16 protein-coding genes are annotated in these 20,744 nt (G+C 68.1%); 7 read left to right on the plus strand and 9 right to left on the minus strand.

Annotated features, from left to right (window positions below):
- The first annotated feature begins 3 nt into the window (after positions 1-3).
- On the plus strand, positions 4-2,319 hold the full coding sequence (clpA, locus tag JJL56_RS20935) for an ATP-dependent Clp protease ATP-binding subunit ClpA (protein ID WP_145626772.1): 2,316 nt from the start codon (positions 4-6) through the stop codon (positions 2,317-2,319).
- 81 nt (positions 2,320-2,400) lie between these two features.
- On the opposite strand, the gene JJL56_RS20940 is transcribed toward clpA, so the two are convergent.
- Positions 2,401-2,592, minus strand: coding sequence for a YegP family protein (locus tag JJL56_RS20940; RefSeq protein ID WP_145626770.1), 192 nt, complete (start codon positions 2,590-2,592; stop codon positions 2,401-2,403).
- Positions 2,593-2,731: 139 nt separating this feature from the next.
- Between JJL56_RS20940 and JJL56_RS20945 the strand changes: the two genes are divergently transcribed.
- Positions 2,732-3,844 (plus strand): CaiB/BaiF CoA transferase family protein, encoded by a 1,113-nt coding sequence (locus tag JJL56_RS20945; protein ID WP_200486141.1) that lies wholly within the window; start codon positions 2,732-2,734, stop codon positions 3,842-3,844.
- Positions 3,845-3,847: 3 nt separating this feature from the next.
- On the opposite strand, the gene JJL56_RS20950 is transcribed toward JJL56_RS20945, so the two are convergent.
- Positions 3,848-5,158, minus strand: coding sequence for a pentapeptide repeat-containing protein (locus JJL56_RS20950; protein ID WP_200486142.1), 1,311 nt, complete (start codon positions 5,156-5,158; stop codon positions 3,848-3,850).
- A gap of 179 nt (positions 5,159-5,337) precedes the next feature.
- Between JJL56_RS20950 and JJL56_RS20955 the strand changes: the two genes are divergently transcribed.
- On the plus strand, positions 5,338-5,814 hold the full coding sequence (locus JJL56_RS20955; protein ID WP_145626764.1) for a nucleoside deaminase: 477 nt from the start codon (positions 5,338-5,340) through the stop codon (positions 5,812-5,814).
- Here JJL56_RS20955 and JJL56_RS20960 read toward each other — a convergent pair.
- On the minus strand, positions 5,808-7,022 hold the full coding sequence (locus JJL56_RS20960; protein WP_200486143.1) for a GNAT family N-acetyltransferase: 1,215 nt from the start codon (positions 7,020-7,022) through the stop codon (positions 5,808-5,810). The two genes, JJL56_RS20955 and JJL56_RS20960, sit on opposite strands and share 7 nt — an antisense overlap.
- Before the next feature lie 101 nt (positions 7,023-7,123).
- Positions 7,124-7,591: a RidA family protein gene (locus JJL56_RS20965; RefSeq protein WP_035671998.1), complete on the minus strand. Its 468-nt coding sequence runs from the start codon at positions 7,589-7,591 to the stop codon at positions 7,124-7,126.
- Between the two features lie 382 nt (positions 7,592-7,973).
- Between JJL56_RS20965 and JJL56_RS20970 the strand changes: the two genes are divergently transcribed.
- Entirely contained in the window at positions 7,974-9,839 is a 1,866-nt protein-coding gene (locus JJL56_RS20970) for a flagellin N-terminal helical domain-containing protein (RefSeq protein WP_200486144.1), read from the plus strand.
- A gap of 97 nt (positions 9,840-9,936) precedes the next feature.
- On the opposite strand, the gene JJL56_RS20975 is transcribed toward JJL56_RS20970, so the two are convergent.
- Entirely contained in the window at positions 9,937-11,532 is a 1,596-nt protein-coding gene (locus JJL56_RS20975; RefSeq protein WP_247889510.1) for a S10 family peptidase, read from the minus strand.
- 211 nt (positions 11,533-11,743) lie between these two features.
- Between JJL56_RS20975 and JJL56_RS20980 the strand changes: the two genes are divergently transcribed.
- Positions 11,744-12,226 (plus strand): bacteriohemerythrin, encoded by a 483-nt coding sequence (locus tag JJL56_RS20980; RefSeq protein ID WP_145626753.1) that lies wholly within the window; start codon positions 11,744-11,746, stop codon positions 12,224-12,226.
- Between the two features lie 97 nt (positions 12,227-12,323).
- Here JJL56_RS20980 and JJL56_RS20985 read toward each other — a convergent pair whose 3' ends face one another.
- The gene (locus tag JJL56_RS20985; protein WP_200486145.1) at positions 12,324-16,043 is read right to left on the minus strand and encodes a vitamin B12-dependent ribonucleotide reductase; all 3,720 of its coding nucleotides are present in this window, start codon (positions 16,041-16,043) and stop codon (positions 12,324-12,326) included.
- A gap of 530 nt (positions 16,044-16,573) precedes the next feature.
- On the opposite strand from JJL56_RS20985, the gene JJL56_RS20990 reads away from it, so the two are divergent.
- Complete coding sequence (locus tag JJL56_RS20990; protein WP_247890484.1) at positions 16,574-17,071, plus strand: PRC-barrel domain-containing protein; 498 nt, start codon at positions 16,574-16,576, stop codon at positions 17,069-17,071.
- A gap of 208 nt (positions 17,072-17,279) precedes the next feature.
- On the opposite strand, the gene JJL56_RS20995 is transcribed toward JJL56_RS20990, so the two are convergent.
- The 3 genes from JJL56_RS20995 to JJL56_RS21005 form a co-directional block, all read right to left on the minus strand.
- Positions 17,280-17,744 (minus strand): bacteriohemerythrin, encoded by a 465-nt coding sequence (locus JJL56_RS20995; protein ID WP_186452971.1) that lies wholly within the window; start codon positions 17,742-17,744, stop codon positions 17,280-17,282.
- A 98-nt stretch (positions 17,745-17,842) separates the two neighbouring features.
- The gene (locus JJL56_RS21000; protein ID WP_200486146.1) at positions 17,843-18,856 is read right to left on the minus strand and encodes a DUF6352 family protein; all 1,014 of its coding nucleotides are present in this window, start codon (positions 18,854-18,856) and stop codon (positions 17,843-17,845) included.
- Between the two features lie 118 nt (positions 18,857-18,974).
- The gene (locus JJL56_RS21005) at positions 18,975-19,916 is read right to left on the minus strand and encodes an alpha/beta fold hydrolase (RefSeq protein ID WP_145626742.1); all 942 of its coding nucleotides are present in this window, start codon (positions 19,914-19,916) and stop codon (positions 18,975-18,977) included.
- A gap of 152 nt (positions 19,917-20,068) precedes the next feature.
- Between JJL56_RS21005 and JJL56_RS21010 the strand changes: the two genes are divergently transcribed.
- Positions 20,069-20,686, plus strand: coding sequence for a septal ring lytic transglycosylase RlpA family protein (locus JJL56_RS21010; RefSeq protein WP_145626741.1), 618 nt, complete (start codon positions 20,069-20,071; stop codon positions 20,684-20,686).
- The last annotated feature ends 58 nt before the right edge of the window (positions 20,687-20,744 follow it).

The raw sequence follows: 20,744 nt of genomic DNA on the forward strand, positions 1-20,744 counted from the left end.
CAGATGCTGTCGCGTAACTTGGAACAGACGCTGCACCGAGCCCTGGCCCATGCGAACGAGCGCAGGCACGAATACGCGACGCTCGAACACTTGCTGCTCGCATTGACCGAGGATGCCGATGCAATGGCCGTCTTGCGCGCTTGTGGGGTCGATCTGGACCGCCTGCGCGCCGAACTCTCGGATTACCTCGACAACGAGCTTGCGAACCTGATCACGAACAGGCCCGATGATGCGAAGCCGACGGCTGGCTTTCAGCGGGTGCTGCAACGCGCGGCCATCCACGTCCAGTCGTCGGGGCGTGAAGAGGTGACGGGAGCAAATGTGCTCGTCGCCCTGTTCTCTGAACGCGAAAGCCACGCGGTCTATTTCCTGCAGGAGCAGGAGATGACCCGTTTCGACGCGGTGAACTACATCTCTCACGGAATCGCGAAGGCCCCGGGCCGCTCGGAAGCGAAGCGCGTTACCGGAGCCGACGAGGACGCGGCGGCGGAGAAGGTCGTGAAGAAAGGCAGCGAAGCCCTAGAGGCTTATTGCGTCAACCTGAACAAGAAGGCGGCCAGCGGGAAGATCGATCCGCTGATCGGACGGGAGCAGGAGGTCGAACGGACCATCCAGATCCTGTGCCGGCGGTCGAAGAACAACCCGCTGTATGTCGGTGACCCCGGTGTCGGCAAGACCGCCATCGCCGAGGGGCTGGCCCGCCGCATCGTCCATGGCGAGGTTCCGGAGGTGCTGAAGGGCGCCACCATCTTCGCGCTCGACATGGGCTCCCTGCTCGCCGGTACGCGGTACCGCGGCGACTTCGAAGAGCGCCTCAAGGCCGTCGTCTCCGAACTGGAGGCCACGGAAGGTGCCGTCCTCTTCATCGACGAGATCCACACGGTCATCGGCGCAGGTGCGACCTCGGGCGGTGCGATGGACGCCTCGAACCTGCTGAAGCCGGCCCTCGCCTCCGGCTCGCTGCGTTGCATCGGTTCGACGACCTACAAGGAGTACCGGAACTATTTCGAGAAGGACCGGGCGCTCGTCCGGCGCTTCCAGAAGATCGACGTCAACGAGCCGACGGTCGAGGATGCGATCAAGATCCTCCAGGGGATCAAGACCTACTACGAAAAGCATCACCGGGTGAGCTACACCAACGACGCGATCCGTTCGGCGGTGGAGCTGTCCGCGAAGTACATCGGCGACCGCAAGCTGCCCGATAAGGCCATCGACATCATCGACGAGGTCGGGGCCGCGCAGATGCTGCTGCCGGAGAACAAGCGGAAGAAGAAGATCTCCGTCAAGGACGTGGAGGCGGTGGTCGCCAAGATCGCCCGCATCCCGCCGAAGTCGGTCAGCCGCGACGACAAGGAGACGCTCCTCAACCTGGAGCGCGACCTGAAGACCATGGTCTTCGGCCAGAACAAGGCCATCGACGCGCTGGTCTCCGCCATCAAGCTGGCCCGTGCCGGCCTGCGTGAACCGGAGAAGCCGATCGGCAACTACCTGTTCACCGGCCCGACCGGCGTCGGCAAGACCGAGGTGGCCCGCCAGCTCTCCCTCACGCTGGGCATCGAGCTGACCCGCTTCGACATGTCGGAGTATATGGAGCGGCACACCGTCTCCCGCCTGATCGGCGCCCCTCCGGGCTATGTCGGGTTCGACCAGGGCGGCCTGCTGACCGACGCCATCGACCAGCATCCGCATTGCGTGCTGCTGCTCGACGAGATCGAGAAGGCGCATCCGGATCTGTTCAACATCCTGTTGCAGATCATGGATCACGGCAAGCTGACCGACCACAACGGCAAGACGGTCGACTTCCGCAACGTCATCCTCATCATGACCTCCAACGCGGGCGCCGCGGACATGGCCAAGCCGGCCATCGGCTTCGAGCGCGAGCGTCGGGTCGGCGAGGACATGGAAGCGGTGGAGAAGCTGTTCACGCCGGAGTTCCGCAACCGTCTGGATGCGATCATTCCCTTCGCGCCGCTGACCCAGGAGGTCATCAACCGCGTGGTGGACAAGTTCATCATGCAGATGGAGGCTCAGCTCGAGGACCGTGGCGTCACGATCGAACTCGACGATCAGGCCCGCGAGTGGCTGGGCAAGAAGGGCTACGACCCGCTCTACGGCGCGCGTCCGCTGGGCCGGGTGATCCAGGAGCACCTGAAGAAGCCGCTGGCGGAGGAGCTGCTGTTCGGCAAGCTCGCCAAGGGCGGTCTGGTCAAGGTCACGGTGAAGGACGACAAGCCCGCCTTCGACTACACCGAAGGGTCGCGCAAGCGGCGCTCCGGCGACGAGGACGAGGACGAGGTCGTGCACGAACTGGCGGAATGACGCCGCGTCGCACGGAACGCGAAAAAGGGGGCCGCAAGGCCCCCTTCTTTTTGTGCGGCATTCGGAAAAGCCTGCCGGCGCTCATTCCTCGACCAGGACAACCGCGTCGTTGGAACCCTTCATCAGGGCGATGCCGTGCAGGCAGTCGCGCTCGGCCGTGTAACCCTCGCTGCTGACGGCGATGGTTTCGCCGTTGGCGGCGTGGAAGGTCCAGCGCCATTCGTTGCGGTGATCCTTGTAGACCTTGTACTTGGACGCCTTGCCCGCGGACATGTTTTCCTCCTCGTCGTTGGTCTGTTACGGACGGCTGTGGCGGCACGAATGTGAGGGGCGGATGGTTGCATTCCCGACGCTGCATCGCGGACACTCCACAGCGGCGCCCTTCCTAAAACGAAGAATGAGGAAACGCACCATGCCCCTGCCCTTCCTGAGCGGACTGCGCGTCATCGACCTCGGCCAGTATCTGCCGGGTCCCTATGCCGCCCAGATGCTGGCCGACCTCGGCGCCGAGGTCGTCAAGGTGGAGCCGCCGAGCGGCGATCCGCTGCGCCGGATGGGTCCCACCGACGCCGACGGCACAACCGCCGCCTACAAGCTGCTGAACGCCGGCAAGACCGTCATCCGCCTGAACCTGAAGGACGACGGCGACCGCGCCGCCTTCGAGACGCTGATCGCCGGGGCCGACGCCCTGGTGGAAAGCTACCGCCCGGGCGTGCTGGACAAGCTGGGGGTCGGCCACGCCCGGCTGCGCGCGCTGAACCCGCGGCTGGTCCACGCCAGCCTGTCCGGCTGGGGCAGCAGCGGCCCCTACGCCCGGCGGGCCGGGCATGACCTGAACTACATGGCGGTCGGCGGCGGGCTGGACTCCTCGGGCACGCCGGACCGCCCCTCGATCAGCCACCCGCCGGTCGCCGACTTCGCGTCGGCGCAGCAGGCGGCGCTGGCGGTGGTCGCCGCCCTGTTCGGGCGCCAGCGCAGCGGCGAGGGCTGCTTTCTCGACCTGTCGATCATGGAGACGGTGCTGGGCTGGCAGGGCTTCAACCTGACCGCCGACGCCCGCGGGGAGGTTCCGGAGCGCGGCGAGGCGCTGCTGTCCGGCGGGGCCGCCTGCTACCGCATCTACCGCACCGCCGACGGCCGTTTCGCCACCCTGTCGGCGCTGGAGGCCAAGTTCTGGCAAGGCTTCTGCGAGGCGGTGGGGCGCCCCGACTGGATCGCCCGGCAGGCCGACCCGCTTCCCCAGGCCGCCCTGATCGCGGAGGTGGATGCCTTGTTCGCCAGCCGCAGCCTCGCCGACTGGAAGGCGTTGCTCGACCCGGTGGACTGCTGCTTCGAGGCACTGCCGACGCTGGCGGAGATGCCGGACCACCCGCACATCGCTGCCCGCGGCCAGATCCGCGTCACGCCGGGGCCGGAGCCCCTGGTGGAGACGCTGATGGGCCTGCGCGTCGATGGCGGCAATCCGCCCGAGCGAGCCCCATTGCGCGAATCCACCGCCGCCGCGGTGGTCGACGCCTGGAGGTGAAGGTTACAGGGCGATGAGCGGCCCGCCGCCGTCGCGCGGCGGCCGCGCATCCAGAGGGCCGCGGCGGGTGCCCATCAGGCTGGCCTTCGACAGGTTCGCCGCCGCGTCGTCGCAGCCGCGCAGGTCGGCGGAGGCGAGGTTGGCCATCTCGAAGCTGGCGCCGGCCAGCTTGGCCCCAGTCAGGCGGGCGCCGCGCAGGTCGGCAGCGGCCAGCGTGGCGTTCGTCAGGTTGGCGGGCCAGCTCCGCCCGGTCGGGGTGCCGTCCGGGTTGCGCAGGTCCACCATGCCGAGGTCGCCACCGTGGAGGTCCGCCCCGGTCAGGTCGGCCCCGCTCAGGTTCGCCCCGGTCAGAACCGCCTGGTCCAGCCGCGCTCGGCGCAGGCTGGCTCCGCCAAAATCGGCCAGCGAGAGCGAGGCGTTGGACAGGCGGGCCTCGTCCAGATTGGCGTCGCGGAACACCCCGCCCGACAGGTCACAGGCGGTCAGGTCCAGTCCGCGCAGGTCCATCCCGGTGAAATCCGCCCGTAGCCCGGCCCCGCCGCCGCTGTTGATCCACAGGATATGGGCGTCCAGCACGTTGCGCACCGGCATCGGCAGGGCGTCGGCGTTCCTCATGTAAACGGCGCCGCTCAGGTTGGCGCCCTGCGTGTCCGCCACGGTCAGGTCGACGTTGCGCAGGGTCGCCTCGCGCAGGTCGGCGTTGCGCAGGATGGCGCGGGTCAGGTTGGCGCCGTTCAGCACCGCGCGCTTCATCTTGGCCCCGCTGAAGTTCGCCTCGGTCAGATCGGCCCCGGCCAGATTGGCGGCGAACAGGTTGGCGTTGCTGAAATCGCCGCCGGCCGTCGAGGCGTTGGCCAGTTCGGCATGGCTGAGGTCGGCGCCCTTGAAGCTGACGCCGTCCATCCGCGCGTCCGTCAGGTTGGCGGGCCGCCGCTCCTCCTCGTCCTCGCGCCCGGCGCGGTGGACCATGATCTGGCCGGGGCGCAGGTCGGCCCCCTCGAAGTCGGTGCGGGTCAGGTCGGCCTTCAGGAAGTTCGTCCCACGCAGGTCCGCCCGCGCGAAGGAGGAGCCCACCAGCTTCGCCCGGCTGAAATTCGCCCCGAACAGGTCGGACATGGCGAAGCTGACCTCCTCGAGCTGGGCATCGGAGAAGTTGCCCTGGGTGAGGATGGCCGTTTGCAGGTTGAAGCCCTTCAGCCGCAGCCTCGATAGGTCGACGCCCTTCGCCTGAAGCCGCACACCGCCCGGCTTCAGTTTGAGATAGAATAGATGGTCCCGCACCTGCTTCAGGAAATCCATGGTGCGGTCGGTCATCGGGCGGGTCCGTCGGTCGGCTGTTCCCGCCCACACTACGCCTTGTGTATGGTCAGTAAAGGGGAAATCCCCAATCGTCCGCCGCCCCTGCAATGCCGCGGGCGCATGCCGGGCCTGGGCTGCGGAGCAGTCACTAAACGATTGATCGACAACGCGGTTAGGGTTGGGAGAGGGAAAGCATGACGAGTTTCGACACGGATTGCCTGCGCCGCGCCATCGCGCTCAGCCGCACACACATGCAGGGCAACGCCGGCGGCCCCTTCGGCGCGGTCATCGCGCGGGACGGCCGGATCATCGGCGAGGGCTGGAACTGCGTGACCTCCACCAACGACCCGACGGCGCACGCCGAGGTCGTCGCGATCCGCAACGCCTGCCGCGACCTCGGCAGCTTCAGCCTCGCCGGGGCGACCGTTTACACCAGCTGCGAGCCCTGCCCGATGTGCCTGTCGGCCATCTACTGGGCGCGGATCGAGCGCATCGTCTACGCCAACGGGCGCGACGACGCGGCGGCCATCGGATTCGACGACGCCTTCCTCTACACCGAGATCGCCCTGCCGCTGGAGCAGCGGGCGATCCCCATGCAGCGTCTTCTGGCCGACGAGGCGCGCGCCGTCTTCGACGAATGGGCCGCCCGGCCCGACCGTGTTCCCTACTGATCCAAATGGCCATCCCGGCGGTAGGGTGACAACTCCATCAGCGCTTCCCGCTCCGCCGCCACGCCGGGCCGCTCGCGGCGCAGGTAATCCGCGATGGCGCGGCGGAAGCCGGGGTCGGCCACCCAGTGGGCGCTGTAGGTCGGCACCGGCAGATAGCCGCGCTGGATCTTGTGTTCCCCCTGGGCGCCGGCCTCGACCCGGCCGAGACCGCGCTCGATGGCGAAGTCCAGCGCGCGGTAATAGCACGCCTCGAAATGCAGGAAGCGGTAGCTCCCGTCGGAGCCCCAGTTGCGGCCGTAGAGGGCATCGGTCCCGATCAGGTTCAGGGCGCCGGCCACCCACTCCCCGCCGTCCTCGCACATCACCAGCATGACCCGGTCGGCCATGGTCTCGCCCAGCAAACGGAAGAAGGCGCGGTTCAGATAGCCGCCGCCCCATTTGCGGTCGGCGGTTTCCAGATAGAAGCGGTGGAAGGCGTCCCAATGCTCCGGCTTCAGGTCGGCGCCGGTCAGGCTGTGCAGGCGGACGCTGCTTTCCGCCACCTCGCGCCGTTCCTTGCGGATGGCCTTGCGCTTGCGGCTGTTCAACGTTTCCAGGAAGTCGTCGAAGCAGGCGTAGCCGCGGTTCTCCCAGTGGTACTGCACGCCCTCGCGGAGCAGCCAGCCGGCCTCGCCGAGGCGGCGCCAGTCGCCCTCTTCCGGGAAGGTGACGTGGACGGAGGAGACGCCGTAGCGCCGCGCCACCTCCTCCATCCCCTGGATCAAGGCGCCGGCGACCGCCTCCATCCCCTGGATCGAGGCGCCGGGCCGGACGAGAAGGCGCGGCCCCGGCACCGGGGTGAAGGGCACGGCGCATTGCAGCTTCGGATAATACTGCCCGCCCGCCCGCTCATAGGCATGCGCCCAGGCGTGGTCGAAGACATACTCGCCGTAGGAATGGTTCTTCAAATAGAGCGGCACCGCCCCCATGATCCGCCCCGCCCCGTCGAGAGCGGCGAGGTGGCTGGGCTGCCAGCCGGTGCGGCCGACGGTCGATCCCGATTCCTCCAGCGCCAGCAGGAAGGCGTGGCTGAGAAACGGGTTGTCCGGCCCGGCGCAGGCGTCCCACTCCTTCGGGTCGGCCAAGCCGATGCCGGTCAGGACCTTGACGGTGATGGCCTCCCCGGCACCGGGGTCGGAGCTGGGGCCGGTGTCCTTGCCGTCGGGCATGCTTTCTCCTTCGCGGGCTCCTTCGCGGGCACGCCGAGGGAGGTGGGCGCTGTCCCGCGCCGCGGCAAGAGGCCCGCCCCTCCCCCGATCCGAAGCCCGGATCAGGCCAGTTCGAGGATGGCGTCCACCTCGACGGCCACGTTGCCGGGAAGCGACGGGGCGCCGACGGCGGCGCGGGCGTGCTTCCCGGCGTCGCCGAACACCTGCATCATCAGCTCCGACGCGCCGTTGATGACCAGCGGCTGGTCGTGAAAGTCCGGAGTGCCGTTGACGAAGCCGCCCAGCCGCAGCACGCGCACCACCCGGTCGAGATCGCCGCCGCAGGCCGCCTTCGCCTGGGCGATGATGTTGAGGGCGCACAGCCGCGCCGCCTGCTGCCCCTGCTCCACCGTGAAGTCCTGGCCCAGTTTGCCGATGAAGCGGCGCTCGCCGTTCCACACGGTGACCTGCCCCGACACGTAGAGCGTGTTGCCCGACCGGGTGTAGGGCACATAGGCCGCCACCGGGGCCGCCGCCTGCGGCAGCTCGATCCCCAACTCCTTAAGCCGCGCCTCGATGCGTCCGGCCATGCTCATCCCTCCGTCTTTGTTGCGGGCGCCCGCGCGCCTGATGGGGAGCGCCCGATGGGTGCGACACCCCGACGATAGCCCCCTCCTCGGCCGACACCAAGAGCTTACCGGCACCCCCCAACTGGGTAGTTTTGTCCCGGAGTCCGGGGCGCAACACCCTTTCTGCCCGGCAAAACTTTCCACCGCCATGGGAAGGACCGTCCCGCCGGCCAAAGCCGAAACGCCGCGCAAGGTCAGCAAATATCATTTTAAAACAGTATCTTATCGAGATTTTTTAGAACTGGCACGGGACTTGATAGAGGAGGACCGCGCAAATGCACGTTGCCTCGCTTCGGTTTCAAGCACCAGCCGCGGGGCGAGCCTCAGAAGGAGACTTGGAACCATGGCCATCAACGACGTCACTCTCACCGCGTCAATGCGCACGAATCTGCTGCAACTGCAGAGCGTGAACGACAAGATCGGTGTCAAGCAGAACATCCTCTCGACCGGCAACAAGATCAACTCGGCGCTCGACGGCCCGACTTCGTTCTTCGCAGCGAAGAGCCTGACCCAGCGCGCCGGTGACCTGTCGTCGTTGAAGGACGCCATGGGTCAGTCGATCAGCACCATCAAGGCCGCCGACAAGGGCGTGACCGCGATCGAAAGCATGATCGAGCAGGCGCGCGGCCTGACCACCGCTGCCTATTCCGCGCTCGGCACCGACGCCGGCTCCGTCGCCACGCGCAAGACGCTGTCCGCCCAGTTCAACGCGCTGAAGGAGCAGATCGACAAGCTGGCCGGCGACAGCGGCTATGCCGGCAAGAACCTGCTGGCCGGCAACGGCCTGCGCCTTGACTCCACCAGCGAATCGCGCCGCGCCGTCAACACCATCCAGGGCATCGAGAACGCCCGCGTCACCAACGTGGTGTCGACCGACACCTACACGGTGCGCATCAAGGGCGACGGCTCCATCGAAGGCGCGGCCGGCGAGATCAACAGCGCCGAAATGGCCCACGGCCTGGTCGGCCTGAAGCTGTCCGGCACGATGGCCACCACGCTCGGCAGCTTCTCCGACGTGCAGATCGAGGTCCGCGGCGCGTCGGGCCGCGAGCGGTCGTTCATCATCACGGACGGCAACGAGTCCCGCACGATCACCTACTTCGACAACAGCCAGACCATGGCTGCCAACACGACAACGGCGGCCAAGACGGGCACCCCGCAGATTACCGAGGTGACGCTGGGCGGCACGATCGAAGCCGGCGACAGCTTCACCATCACCGTCGAAGACCAGACCTTCACCTACACCGCCACCGCCGGCGACGTGGCGACGGGTCAGACCGCGCGCAACAACATCGCCAACCAGCTGAAGGCGTCGATCAACAGCGCGCTGGGCGCCAACGGCCGCCTCAGCGGCAAGGACGTCCAGACCGTCACGACCGGCTCGTCGGGCACGATCACGCTGTCCGGCGCGACGACGACCAACGCCGCCCGCGAGATGACGGTCAAGGCGACCGCCGAGAACGCCCTGACCAAGCGCATCTCCGAGAGTTTCGCGTCGGGCACCATCGTGTCCTTCACGGTCGACCGCAAGCTGCTGGAGCAGGCCGCCAACGCGGGCAACGGCATCTCGTCGATCGAGAAGAAGGTCGACATCCAGATCTCGGTCAGCAACCTGAGCGGCGCCACGGTGACCCGCGACGGCATGTCCAAGCGCGGCGAGGGCAAGCTGTCGGAAGGTGAGAACGCCTTCGCGTTCGACACCGGCACGGTGCGCTTCAACGTCGATCAGAAGAGCATCAAGCAGGCGGCGGCGGCCAACTCCGCGGCCAACCTGGTCTCGGTGCAGGTGACCGACGCCAACACCTCGAACGACCTGACGGTGCAGCTCAACGAGCGCAACACCAACGCGATCACGGTGAAGTCGCAGAACCTGAGCACCAGCGGCCAGGGCCTGCGCATCGACTACGCGCAGAACGACTGGACCGACCGCGCCGACATCGACAAGGCGGTCGCCAGCATCGATTACGCGAAGCAGAACCTGCGGTCGGCCTCGCAGACGCTGTCGACCAACCTGAACATCATCACGACCCGCGAAACCTTCACCAAGGAGTTCAGCGACGTGCTGGTCGAAGGCGCCAACAAGCTGACGCTGGCCGACCAGAACGAGGAAGGCGCCAGCCTGCTGATGCTGCAGACCCGTCAGCAGCTCGGCACCATCGCCCTCTCGCTGGCCAACCAGTCGCAGCAGTCGATCCTGCGTCTGTTCTAACCGGCAAGGTCCAGCCGGCGACCACAGGCCGAGGCAAGGCATTGCGCAGCAGGCGCCCCAACCGGGGCGCCTGTTTCCTTTTGGCGCACCGGCCACCCTACCGCAGGGCGGCCTCGATCAGGGCGCGCGCGTCGGCGGCCAGCTTCGCGCGCTCCGGCGCCCGCGTGTACATCATGTGGCCGCCCTCATAGACCGTCACGGCGACCCGGTCAGCCTGCCCGTCCGGCAGTTCCAGGCGGGACGCCACCCAGCGCGACGCCATATAGGGGGTGATGAGGTCGGTGCGCCCATGGGCGATCAGCACCCGCAGCGCGGGTTGCAGGGTCAGGGCGGCCTGGAGGTCGTCCACCGCGCTGGGCTGGCCGGAGCGCGGCCATTCCCAGCCCCGGTTCACCCGGTCGCTGAGCAGGTCGAACGGCACCTCCGTCCGCACGCCCAGCCGCTCGTGGGCGTAGGCGGCGAAGGCGGTGGTGTAGGTCGGCACCGTGCCCTTCAGGAAGGGGTCGAAGGAGAGGCGGGCCGCCGACGGGTCGGGGTCAGCGGCGGTGAAGGTGCCGTCATAGACGCTGGCGACCCGCCCGCGCCCGCGCAGCAGTTCGCGGGCGAAGATGTCCGTGGGGATCTCGCCGCGGAAGCGGGTCACCAAGTCCTCCGGCAGGCCGGTGGTCCGCGCCACCTCGGCGAAGAAGCCCTGCGCCGCGTCGGGCCGGCGGTAATCCAGACCGGCCAGCCCGGTGAGATAGCCGGTGAAGGCGTAGCGCTCCGCCGCCGCGGCCGCCTGCTCCGGGGTCCCGGCAACCAGACCGTTGGCGGCGGCCGAAGCGGCGTAGGAGGGCAGCCGCAGCGCCGGCACCAGAAGCCCGCCGCCGCCGCGGATGGTGGCGAAATCGACCACCGGCGACACCATGATCAGCCCGTTGACCGCGATGCCGGTGTCGTCGATCAGCCGGTTGGCCATCTTGGCGATGCGGAAGCCGCCATAGCTTTCCCCCACCAGGAACTTCGGCGACTCCCAGCGCCCGTTGCGGGTCAGCCAGAGCCGGACGATCTCCGCCATGGCCCGGCTGTCGGCATCGACCGACCAGAAGCGCTTGCCGGGGTCCTCGTCCCGCCGCGCGCCCTCCTCCTTTCCGCCGTCACGCCGTACGCCGCGGCTGTAGCCGGTGCCGACCGGATCGATGAAGACCAGATCGGCGAAGGCCAGCCAGCTGTCCGGGTTGTCCAGCAGCGGAGCCGGCGGGCGGGCCAGCGACCCGTCCTCGTTGAAGCCGACCACCGTCGGTCCCAAGGCTCCCAGATGCAGATAGGCCGAGGACGCTCCCGGCCCGCCGTTGAACACGAAGGCGACCGGCCGCTGGCCGCGCGGCGCTCCGTCCTGTGTGTAGGTGACGGTGAAGACGCGGGCCGCCACCTCCTCGCGCGGGCCGTCGCGCAGGGGCAGGAACTCCGCCACCGCCGTGTAGGCGAGCGGCCCGGCGGGCAATGGCAGCTGGTGCCTGGTCTCGCTGCGCTGGGCGTCGAACCCGCCGCCGGCCCGCTCCGCCGGTTTCGGCGCGCTCCGGGTCTGCTCGTTCTGGGCCTGCTCATTCCGGGCCGGTGCGTTTGGGAGCGGTCCGTCCTGGGCGTTCGCGGCCTGAAGCGGCGGCAGCGCCAGCAGGGCGAGCAGCGGCAATAGGCGGAGGCGGCGGTTCATGGCACGTCGCATGGCGCATCCCGTCGGCTGTGTCGTCACAGGCCCGCATATTGACCCGCGCCCGGCGTCCGGCAAGGACACAAGCACTCCGCCAGCGCCACGGTTCGCCGCCAAAACCGCGACAATTTATCTCAATTCAAACCGTTGATGCACATACGACCCTGACTATGATGACCAAATCGTTACCACTTTAAGCCGAGTCACCCCGATCATGGACATGCCCGCCGAGAATTTCCAGGATCTCGTCTGGAGCGACGATCTTTCGTTGGGCATCGACGACATCGACGAGCAGCACAAGCATTGGATCGAACTGGTCCAGGCGTTCCATGTCGCCGTCGCCGAAGGCCGTTCCCGCGAGGAGGTCTATCGCACGCTGGCCGACGCCGTGGTTTATACGGAAATTCATTTCGCCAGCGAGCAGAAGGTGATGGAAGAGGCCGGTTATCCCTTCCTGGCCGATCATCTCGTCCAGCATTCCCTGGCGTGGGAGCAGTTGCACGCCTTCACCACCGGAAACGTGCCGGAGGAGAACATCGCCGAATATCTGGCGACCTTCCTGCCGCAATGGCTGATGCTGCACATCAACTCCGCGGACCGCCAGTTCGCCCGCTGGCTGAAGGAGCGTGACGCGATCCCGGCGGAGTTGGCCGACGCCCAGCTGTCCGGCCGCGTCTTCCCCAACATCCCCGTCTGATCCCGTTCCACGCCCGCACCGGAGCGCGCATGAAAAAAAGGGGAGGTCCGAGGACCTCCCCTTTTCCACGCCATGCCGGGGATGGAGCCGGCTGGCCTCAGCTGCAGCCCGTGGTGGAGCCGCAGGTGTCGCACTTCAGGCAGGTGCCGTTGCGGACAAGCGTCATGTTGCCGCACTCCCCGCACTGATCCCCCTCGTAGCCGCGGGCGCGCGCCTCGCGGATGCGGTCGTAGCGCTGGTCGCCGTTGCTGCCGCCGTAGGCCGTGCCGGTGGTGCCGCCGACCGGGGCCGTGCCGCCGGCATGGACCACCGCGGCGCCGACCGCCGGGCTGGAGGCCACCGCCGCGTGGGCGGCGGACGCCGTGGCCTGGACCGCGGCGCCGGTGGCGGCCAGGGCCGCCGCGGCCGAGGCCCGCTGGGTCTGCCCGCCGTTGAGGACGCGCAGGTTGTTGCGGACATAGCCGGTGGACGCGACCTTGCGGACGATGTCCGAGGGCTGAACCGCGCCGGTCTCCGGCAGGTCGCCCTGCTTGTCGCCGCTGCCCACCGTGAAGGGCACCAGATCCTCCGGCGTGGCGTGCGCCAGATCGGTGCGGCCCAGGTAGGAGATGGCGATCTCGCGGAAGATGTAGTCGATGACCGAGGTCGCCATCTTGATGGTGTCGTTGCCGGTGACCATGCCCGACGGCTCGAAGCGGGTGAAGGTGAAGGCCTCCACGAACTCTTCCAGCGGCACGCCGTACTGCAGGCCGATCGACACCGCAATGGCGAAGTTGTTCATCAGCGAGCGGAAGGCGGCGCCCTCCTTGTGCATGTCGATGAAGATCTCGCCGATGCGGCCGTCCTCATACTCGCCGGTGCGCAGGTAGATCTTGTGACCGCCGACGGTCGCCTTCTGGGTGTAGCCCTTGCGGCGGTGCGGCAGGCGCTCGCGCTCGGTGCGCTTGCGCTCGATGATGCGCTCCACGACTTTCTCGACGATGCGCTCGGAGACCATCTGGGTGCGGGTGGCGTTCGCCGCCTCGACGATCTCCTCGACCGCGTCCTCCTCGTCGTCCAGCAGGGCGGCGGAGAGCGGCTGGCTCAGCTTGGAGCCGTCGCGGTACAGCGCGTTGGCCTTGATGCCCAGGCGCCAGGACAGCAGGTAGGCGTCCTTGCACTCCTCCACCGTCGCCGTGTTCGGCATGTTGATGGTCTTGGAGATGGCGCCGGAGATGAAGGGCTGCGAGGCGGCCATCATGGTGATGTGCGATTCCCAGGACAGGAAGCGCTTGCCGATGCGGCCGCAGGGGTTGGCGCAGTCGAACACCGGCAGGTGCTCGTCCTTGAGGAAGGGCGCGCCCTCCAGCGTCATGGCGCCGCAGCAGAAGGTGTTCGCCGCCTCGAGCTCGGCCTTGGTGAAGCCCAGCGCGGTCAGCAGGTCGAAGCCCGGCGCGTCCATCTGCTCGGCGGGGATGCCCAGCGTGTCGACGATGACGTCGGCGCCGACCGTCCAGCGGTTGAAGGCGAACTTGATGTCGAAGGCGGTGGCGAGGTTGCCCTCCAGCTTCTCCAGCACCTCGGCCGGGAAGCCCTTGGCCGTCAGCGTTTCGTGGTTGACGCCCGGCGCGCCCTTCAGCGTGCCGTGGCCGACCGCGTAGCGCTCGATCGCGGCGATCTGGTCGGCGGTGTAGCCCAGCGTGCGCAGGGCCTCCGGCACCAGACGGTTGACGATCTTGAAGTAGCCGCCGCCGGCCAGCTTCTTGAACTTCACCAGCGCGAAGTCCGGCTCGATGCCCGTGGTGTCGCAATCCATGACCAGGCCGATGGTGCCGGTCGGGGCGACCACCGTGGCCTGGGCGTTGCGGAAGCCGTGCTGCTCGCCCAGTTCCAGCGCCATGTCCCAGGCGCGGACGGCGGCCATCGCCAGTTCCTGCTCCGGGCACTCGTCGGCGACGAAGGGCACCGGCTTGACCGACAGGCCCTCGTAGCCCTCCATCTCGCCGCAGGCGGCGCGGCGGTGGTTGCGGATGACCCGCAGCATGTGGTCGCGGTTCTGCTCATAGGCCGGGAAGGCGCCCAGCTCCTGCGCCATCTCGGCGGAGGTGGCGTAGGCGACGCCGGTCATCACCGCCGAGATGGCGGCGCAGTAGGCGCGGCCTTCCGCCGAGTCGTAGGACAGGCCCGACGCCATCAGCAGGCCGCCGAGGTTGGCGAAGCCCAGGCCCAGCGTGCGGAACTCGTAGGACAGCTGGGCGATCTCCTTGGACGGGAACTGCGCCATCAGCACGGAGATTTCCAGCACCATGGTCCACAGGCGGCAGGCGTGCTCGAACGCCTCGACGTCGAAGGAGCCGTCCTTCAGACGGAACGACATCAGGTTCAGCGAGGCGAGGTTGCAGGCCGTGTCGTCGAGGAACATGTACTCCGAGCACGGGTTCGAGGCGTTGATGCGCCCCGAGGCCGGGCAGGTGTGCCAGTCATTGATCGTCGTGTCGAACTGCACGCCCGGATCGGCGCAGGCCCAGGCGGCGTAGCCGACCTTGTCCCACAGGTCGCGGGCGCGGAGCTTGCGGTGGACCGTGCCGTCGGTGCGGCGGATCAGGCTCCATTCGTCGTCGTTCAGGACGGCCTGGATGAAGTCGTCGGAGATGCGCACCGAGTTGTTGGAGTTCTGGCCGGCCACCGTCAGGTAGGCGTCCGAGTCCCAATCGGTGTTGTAGGTCTTGAACTCGATGCTGGTGAAGCCCTGGCCGGCGAACTGGATCACGCGCTGGACGTAGTTCTCCGGCACCTGCGCCTTGCGGGCGGCGACGACGGCCTTCTTCAGCTCCTTGTTGACCTTCGGGTCCTGGCCGTCCTGGGCGGCGGCCATGATGGCGGTCAGGTGCTCGCGGCAGATCTTGGAACCGGTGACGAGGGCGGCGACCTTCTGCTCCTCGGTCACCTTCCAGTCGATGTAGGCCTCGATGTCCGGGTGGTCCATGTCCACCGTGACCATCTTGGCCGCGCGGCGGGTGGTGCCGCCCGACTTGATGGCGCCCGCCGCGCGGTCGCCGATCTTCAGGAAGCTCATCAGGCCCGACGACTTGCCGCCGCCGGCCAGCTTCTCACCCTCGCCGCGCAGGCGGGAGAAGTTGGAGCCGGTGCCCGAGCCGTACTTGAACAGGCGCGCCTCGCGGACCCACAGGTCCATGATGCCGCCCTCGTTCACCAGATCGTCGGCGACGGACTGGATGAAGCAGGCGTGCGGCTGCGGGTGCTCGTAGGCCGACGCCGAGGAGGTCAGCAGGCCGGTCTTGAAATCGACGTAGAAGTGGCCCTGGCTCGGGCCGTCGATGCCGTAGGCCCAGTGCAGGCCGGTGTTGAACCACTGCGGGCTGTTCGGGGCCGCCATCTGGGCGGCCAGCATGAAGCGCATCTCGTCGAAGAAGGCGCGGGCGTCGGCCTCGGTGTCGAAATAGCCGCCCTTCCAGCCCCAATAGGTCCAGGTGCCGGCCAGACGGTCGAAGACCTGCTTGGCCGACTTCTCACCGGCGTAGCGCTTCTCCTTCGGGAGGGCGGCCAGCGCCGATTCATCAGCGGTCTTGCGCCACAGCCAGGACGGGACGGTGTTCTCCTCGACCGCCCTCAGGGCGACCGGAACGCCGGCCTTGCGGAAGTACTTCTGGGCCAGGATGTCGCTGGCGACCTGGCTGTAATTGTCGGGAACCTCGATGTCCGTCTGCTGGAAGACCACAGAGCCGTCAGGGTTGCGGATCTCGCTCGTCGTGCGGCGGAAGCCGAGAGCGGCGTAAGCATCCTGACCCTCTTTCGTGAAACGACGCTGGACCCGCATGTGACTCGTGCTCCCTCTGGCTGGCGAACAAAGGTGTCGCGCTCCGTGCGGCGCAGCTCGCGCTGGCTGACGAACGCAACACCCTGTATGTTGGTGCGCATCCTAGCCTCAAGCTTTGGGCCAAGCAAGAGCCGGCCCAAGATATTGTGTGCTTGACGCGGGCCCACCTCCTAGATATGGCGCTTCCGGTCAACGGGCCAAGCCGCCGCGGGTTCCCGGAAAAAATCCACCCACCCCCCACATCTAGTCCCGCGCAGGGAGCCTCCAGCGCCCGGTTTCTGTAAGGAATCCGTCATTTTCGCGGGGTTGCCGGGACCACCCGAACGCAGGAGTCACAGGGGGCGAATCGGCGGTAAGCCCTTCTTCCGATCCCCTCACCCGCAGCGCCACGTTTTCCCGCTGGACCAGCCCTGCGGCAGGGCCGCTCCAACGGTGCCCGAGTCGCCCAACGATGTCACAGGCGGCCCCGCGCGACCTTTCCCGCTCCCTCCGGTTGGAAGGGGCGGTTTCGTGCAACGAGGAGACCTTCCATGCACAAGACGGTGATCGCGACCCTGTCCGCCCTGGCGCTGACGACCGGCGCCGCGGTGGCCCAGACCGGCACCGGCGGTTCGGCCCAAACCCCGGGCGCCCAGGCCCCGAACTCGGTCATCATGGACCAGGGCCAGAGCGCCCGCCCGGCCGGCCCCACAAGCAACGCCACGGGCGGCGCCAGCGTCGAGCATCTGATGAGCCGCACGGTGATCGGCGCGGACGGCGAGAAGGTCGGCAAGGTGTCCGACGTGATCCTCGGACCGGACGGCAACGCGCAGCTCCTGGTGATCCAGAGCGGGGGCTTCCTCGGCATCGGCGGCAAGGAGATCGCCGCGGACATCGCGTTGGCCGACGTGCTTCCGGGCAACGGCCCGATCACGCTGCGCGACGTCACCCAGGCGAGCGTGCGCGACATGCCGGAGTTCGAGTACAACGACAGCATGACCTCGCTGAACCGTGGCCCGAAGAACAGCGGCGAGCCGAACAAGCAGTGACGCGCTGAACATCAATATTTCCCCTTTCCCCTCTGGGGAGAGGGTTAGGGTGAGGGGGTTGCGCGTGGCGGTACGTCCGGCACCAGCACATCCCCCTCACCCGGCCTTCGGGCCACCCTCTCCCCGCTTTCGGCGGACCGAAGGTCCGCCTGTCGCGTCAGCGCAAACTTCGTTTGCGCGTGAGCGGAGGGGAGAGGGGTTTTGCCCTTTACGACTCCACCCCGCGATCGCGCAGGTAGGCGCCCAGTTTCGTGTCCACGCCCAGGATGTGGCCGGACAGCCATTTGGCGAGGAAGCCCAGCACGAAGGCGCCCTTCTCGCCCCCCGCGTCCAGCGCGCTGTTCACGTCGTGAAGCTGGCGGACGAAGCTGTCGTGCAGCGCCTTATGGGCGGTGTAGTCGGGATAGCCGTGCTCGCGCATCAGCGTTTCTTCCCGGTCGAAATGCGTGTCGGTGTAGTCGAGCAGCTCCCTCAGCACATCCTGGATCTCGCTGTCGGCGCGGAACTCGTTCACCGCGGTGACGAATTCGTTGAACAACTCGAACAGGCGCTTGTGGTCGGCGTCGATCACGGCGTTTCCGACGCCGAAGCCGTCCTGCCACGCCATCGTCGCCCAACGCGGGTCGGCAAGGTTCGGCTTCATCGTCTTCGGCTGCGTATTGTTTAATTGCATGACGTTTCCCCCTTCAGGAAACATCATTATAAGCCGCCGCCCGCCCGCCGCCGGGGCGGCAGATAGTCACACTTACAGTATGGTTATAGGATTGCTGATCAGTTCATCTGTGTCAGCGGCAGGTTGACCAGCAGGTTCTGCGGCTTGAGGCGCAGCTTGCGGTCGGCGGTCATCGCCAGGGCCAGATAGACGGGCCGCCCGGCGATGTCGGCGCGCATGGCCGCGGGGTCGGCGAACTCCAGCCGGAACAGCGACAGGATGCGGGCCAGCCGCTCCTCTCCCACCTCGGCCCCGTTGTAGAGGTCGTTGAGGATCGCCGTGGCCTCCCCGTCCAGCCCGACATGCCAGACCCAGCGCTCGTCGCTGATCCGCTGCACCGGCTGGATCGACACCGCCACCCCCAGGAAATGCCGTACCCAGCCTTCCAGGACGCGGCACAGCGCGTCCAGCCCGGCCGCGGCGAAGGTCACGTCCAGCACGGTGTCGTGCCGCGAATCGCGCTCCCAGTAGCGGGGGTGGTTGGTCTCGTCAAGGATGTCGAGATCGACGGAGCGCGGGACGGTCCCGGCCTCCACCACCAGCCGGCCCAGGCTGCCGAAGCCGCCGGTCGCGGCCAGCATCTCCACCGTCTCGCTGTCGGCCAGCCGGACCCGCCCGTCGTCCACCGACACCGTCTGGGGCCGGAAGAACAGCTCCCCCGCCCGCGCCCGCAGGCCCGACGGCGTGCCGTCCAGGATGTTGCGCAGGATCACATGGGCCATCTGGTCGATGAACAGACCCGGCACGCCCCGCGCCCCCTCGCGGAACAGGCGGAGGTAGCAGCCCTCGACCGTGCCGGCGGCGAGCAGCCGGTCGCGGAAGCCCAGCCAGACCGCCCAGTTCTCCCGCGCGTCCGCGTCGGCCAGCGCCTCCACCATGCCCGGCGGCACGGGGCGGGCGGGATCGTCGAGCAGGCCGGCGAACAGCGTGTGCTCGGTCTCGCAGGCGTCCTCGGGCGGGCGCATCTCCGGCCGCATCAGATAGGCGCGCAGGAAGTCCGGCGTGACCGCCAGCCAGCCGTCGGCGTCGCGCGTCAGCAGATGGAAACCGGACTCTTTCCAGAAATCGGACATGGAAGGCAGACCCTTGAGCGTAAAGACGGGCGTAAAGCCGGTGGCAAAACGTCCATCATGTGGGCGCGTGACCGTCGGCGCCAAGGACCTAGCACAGCCCGGCCTACAGATGCCCGGCTTACAGATGTAGGGCGGCCAGGAAGGCGTCGATGTCCGCCCACACCCGGTCACGGATGTCGTCACGCTCCATCAGCAGCTCGTGCTTGGCATCGGGATGCTCCTTCAGCACGGCGTTGCCCAGCCGGGCGGCGGCCAGCCGGTGCGACTCCGAGCGGACGACGGCGTCGGCGGGCGCGCTCAGCAGCAGGATGGGCGTCGTCACCCGCTCCAACGCTGCGGTGAAGCGGATGTGGTCGGCGGCGCGCAGGGCCGCCCGCACCCAGCCGAAGCTGACCCCGCCCACCCGCAGCTCGGGCCGGTCGCGGAAGGCGTCGTGGTAGGTGGCGTAGCGGCGGGGGTCGGCGGTGATCGGGTTGACCGGGGTGAACAGCCCCTCCACCGGGTCGTAATCGTGCTGCCCGAAGGCGTATTCGGCGGCCCGCCCGCGGGCGCAAAGGCGCTCGGCCAGCCAGACCGCCATGCGGCGCGGCACCGGACCGGTGAAGATGTCGAACATCGGCGCCGTCAGCACCGCCGCGTCGCACAGGGCCGGGTTGCGCAGCAGGGCCATCAGGGCGACCAGCCCGCCCATGCTGTGGGCGACCAGCAGCAGCGGCCCGTGCCGCCGCGGCCTCACCAGCTGCTCCACAACCTCGTCGAGATCGCCGGCCAGCGTGTCGAAGCTGTCCAGGTGATGGATCTGGCGGTTGGGCAGGGGCCGGTCGGACAGGCCCTGGTTGCGCCAGTCGAAGGCGAAGACGTCGAAGCCGCGGGCGAGCAGCTCCCCCGCCGTCTCGGCGTATTTCTCGATGAACTCGGCCCGGCCGGTCAGCAGCAGCGCGGTGCCGCGCGGCGGGGTGGCGGTGGCCGTCCAATGGGCCGTGCGCAGCCGGGTCCCGTCCCCCATCGTCACCCAGCCGAATCGTGGCTCCACACCCAGATCCGCCACGCTGACGGCCATTCCCGCGCTCTCCATCGTTGACGGGACGATTGAAGCATCATCGGGCCGGGCGGGTCCAGCGTCCGGCGGCGGGGCCGGCCATTCGCCCGCCATTCGGTGGAACCCCCACCCAACCCCGGATGTTGTCCAGGTCCGATGGGAGGTACATTCGAATGCACATGGCGCGTACACTGTCCATGGCGCTCTGCGCCCTGTCCCTGTCCCTATCCCCCATGGCCGCCGCCCAGGCCCAGCCCTCATCCAAATCGCAAAGCCCCAAGGACGCGTCGGTGCCGCCGATCGCCGTGGAGCGTACGGACGAGGGCGAGCCGGTGATCGTCCATGAGGGCGAGGCGTCCTTCTACGGCGGCTCGTTCCACGGCAAGAAGACGGCCAGCGGCGAGCGTTTCGACCAGAACAAGCCGACGGCCGCCTCGCGCGAGCTGCCGCTGGGCAGCAAGGTCACCGTGACCAACCAGGACAACGGCAAGAGCGTCGACGTCATCGTCAACGACCGCGGCCCCTATGTGGACGGGCGGGTCATCGACCTGTCGAAGAAGGCCGCCAAACAGCTCGACATGATCGAGGACGGCGTGGCCCCGGTCCGCGTCGAGGCCAAGCCGTCCGAACAGCCGACCGAGTCCGTGAAGGAGAAGGTCGAGGCCAAGGCCGAGAAGGCCGACAAGACTCAGGTCGCCGAACAGCCCTCGCCTGACAAGAAAGGGACCGGCGCCGCCCGGTCCGGCTCGTCCCGCGCCGATCAGCAGAGCGGGTCGGGGTCCGACCGCTAAAGCGGATTTCAATCCGCTTTGGACCGCGACTGCGGTCCCGGCCGAAGCCCGGCCGGCA

The organism is Azospirillum aestuarii, from assembly GCF_016632405.1.
GTDB classification, from domain to species: domain Bacteria; phylum Pseudomonadota; class Alphaproteobacteria; order Azospirillales; family Azospirillaceae; genus Azospirillum; species Azospirillum aestuarii.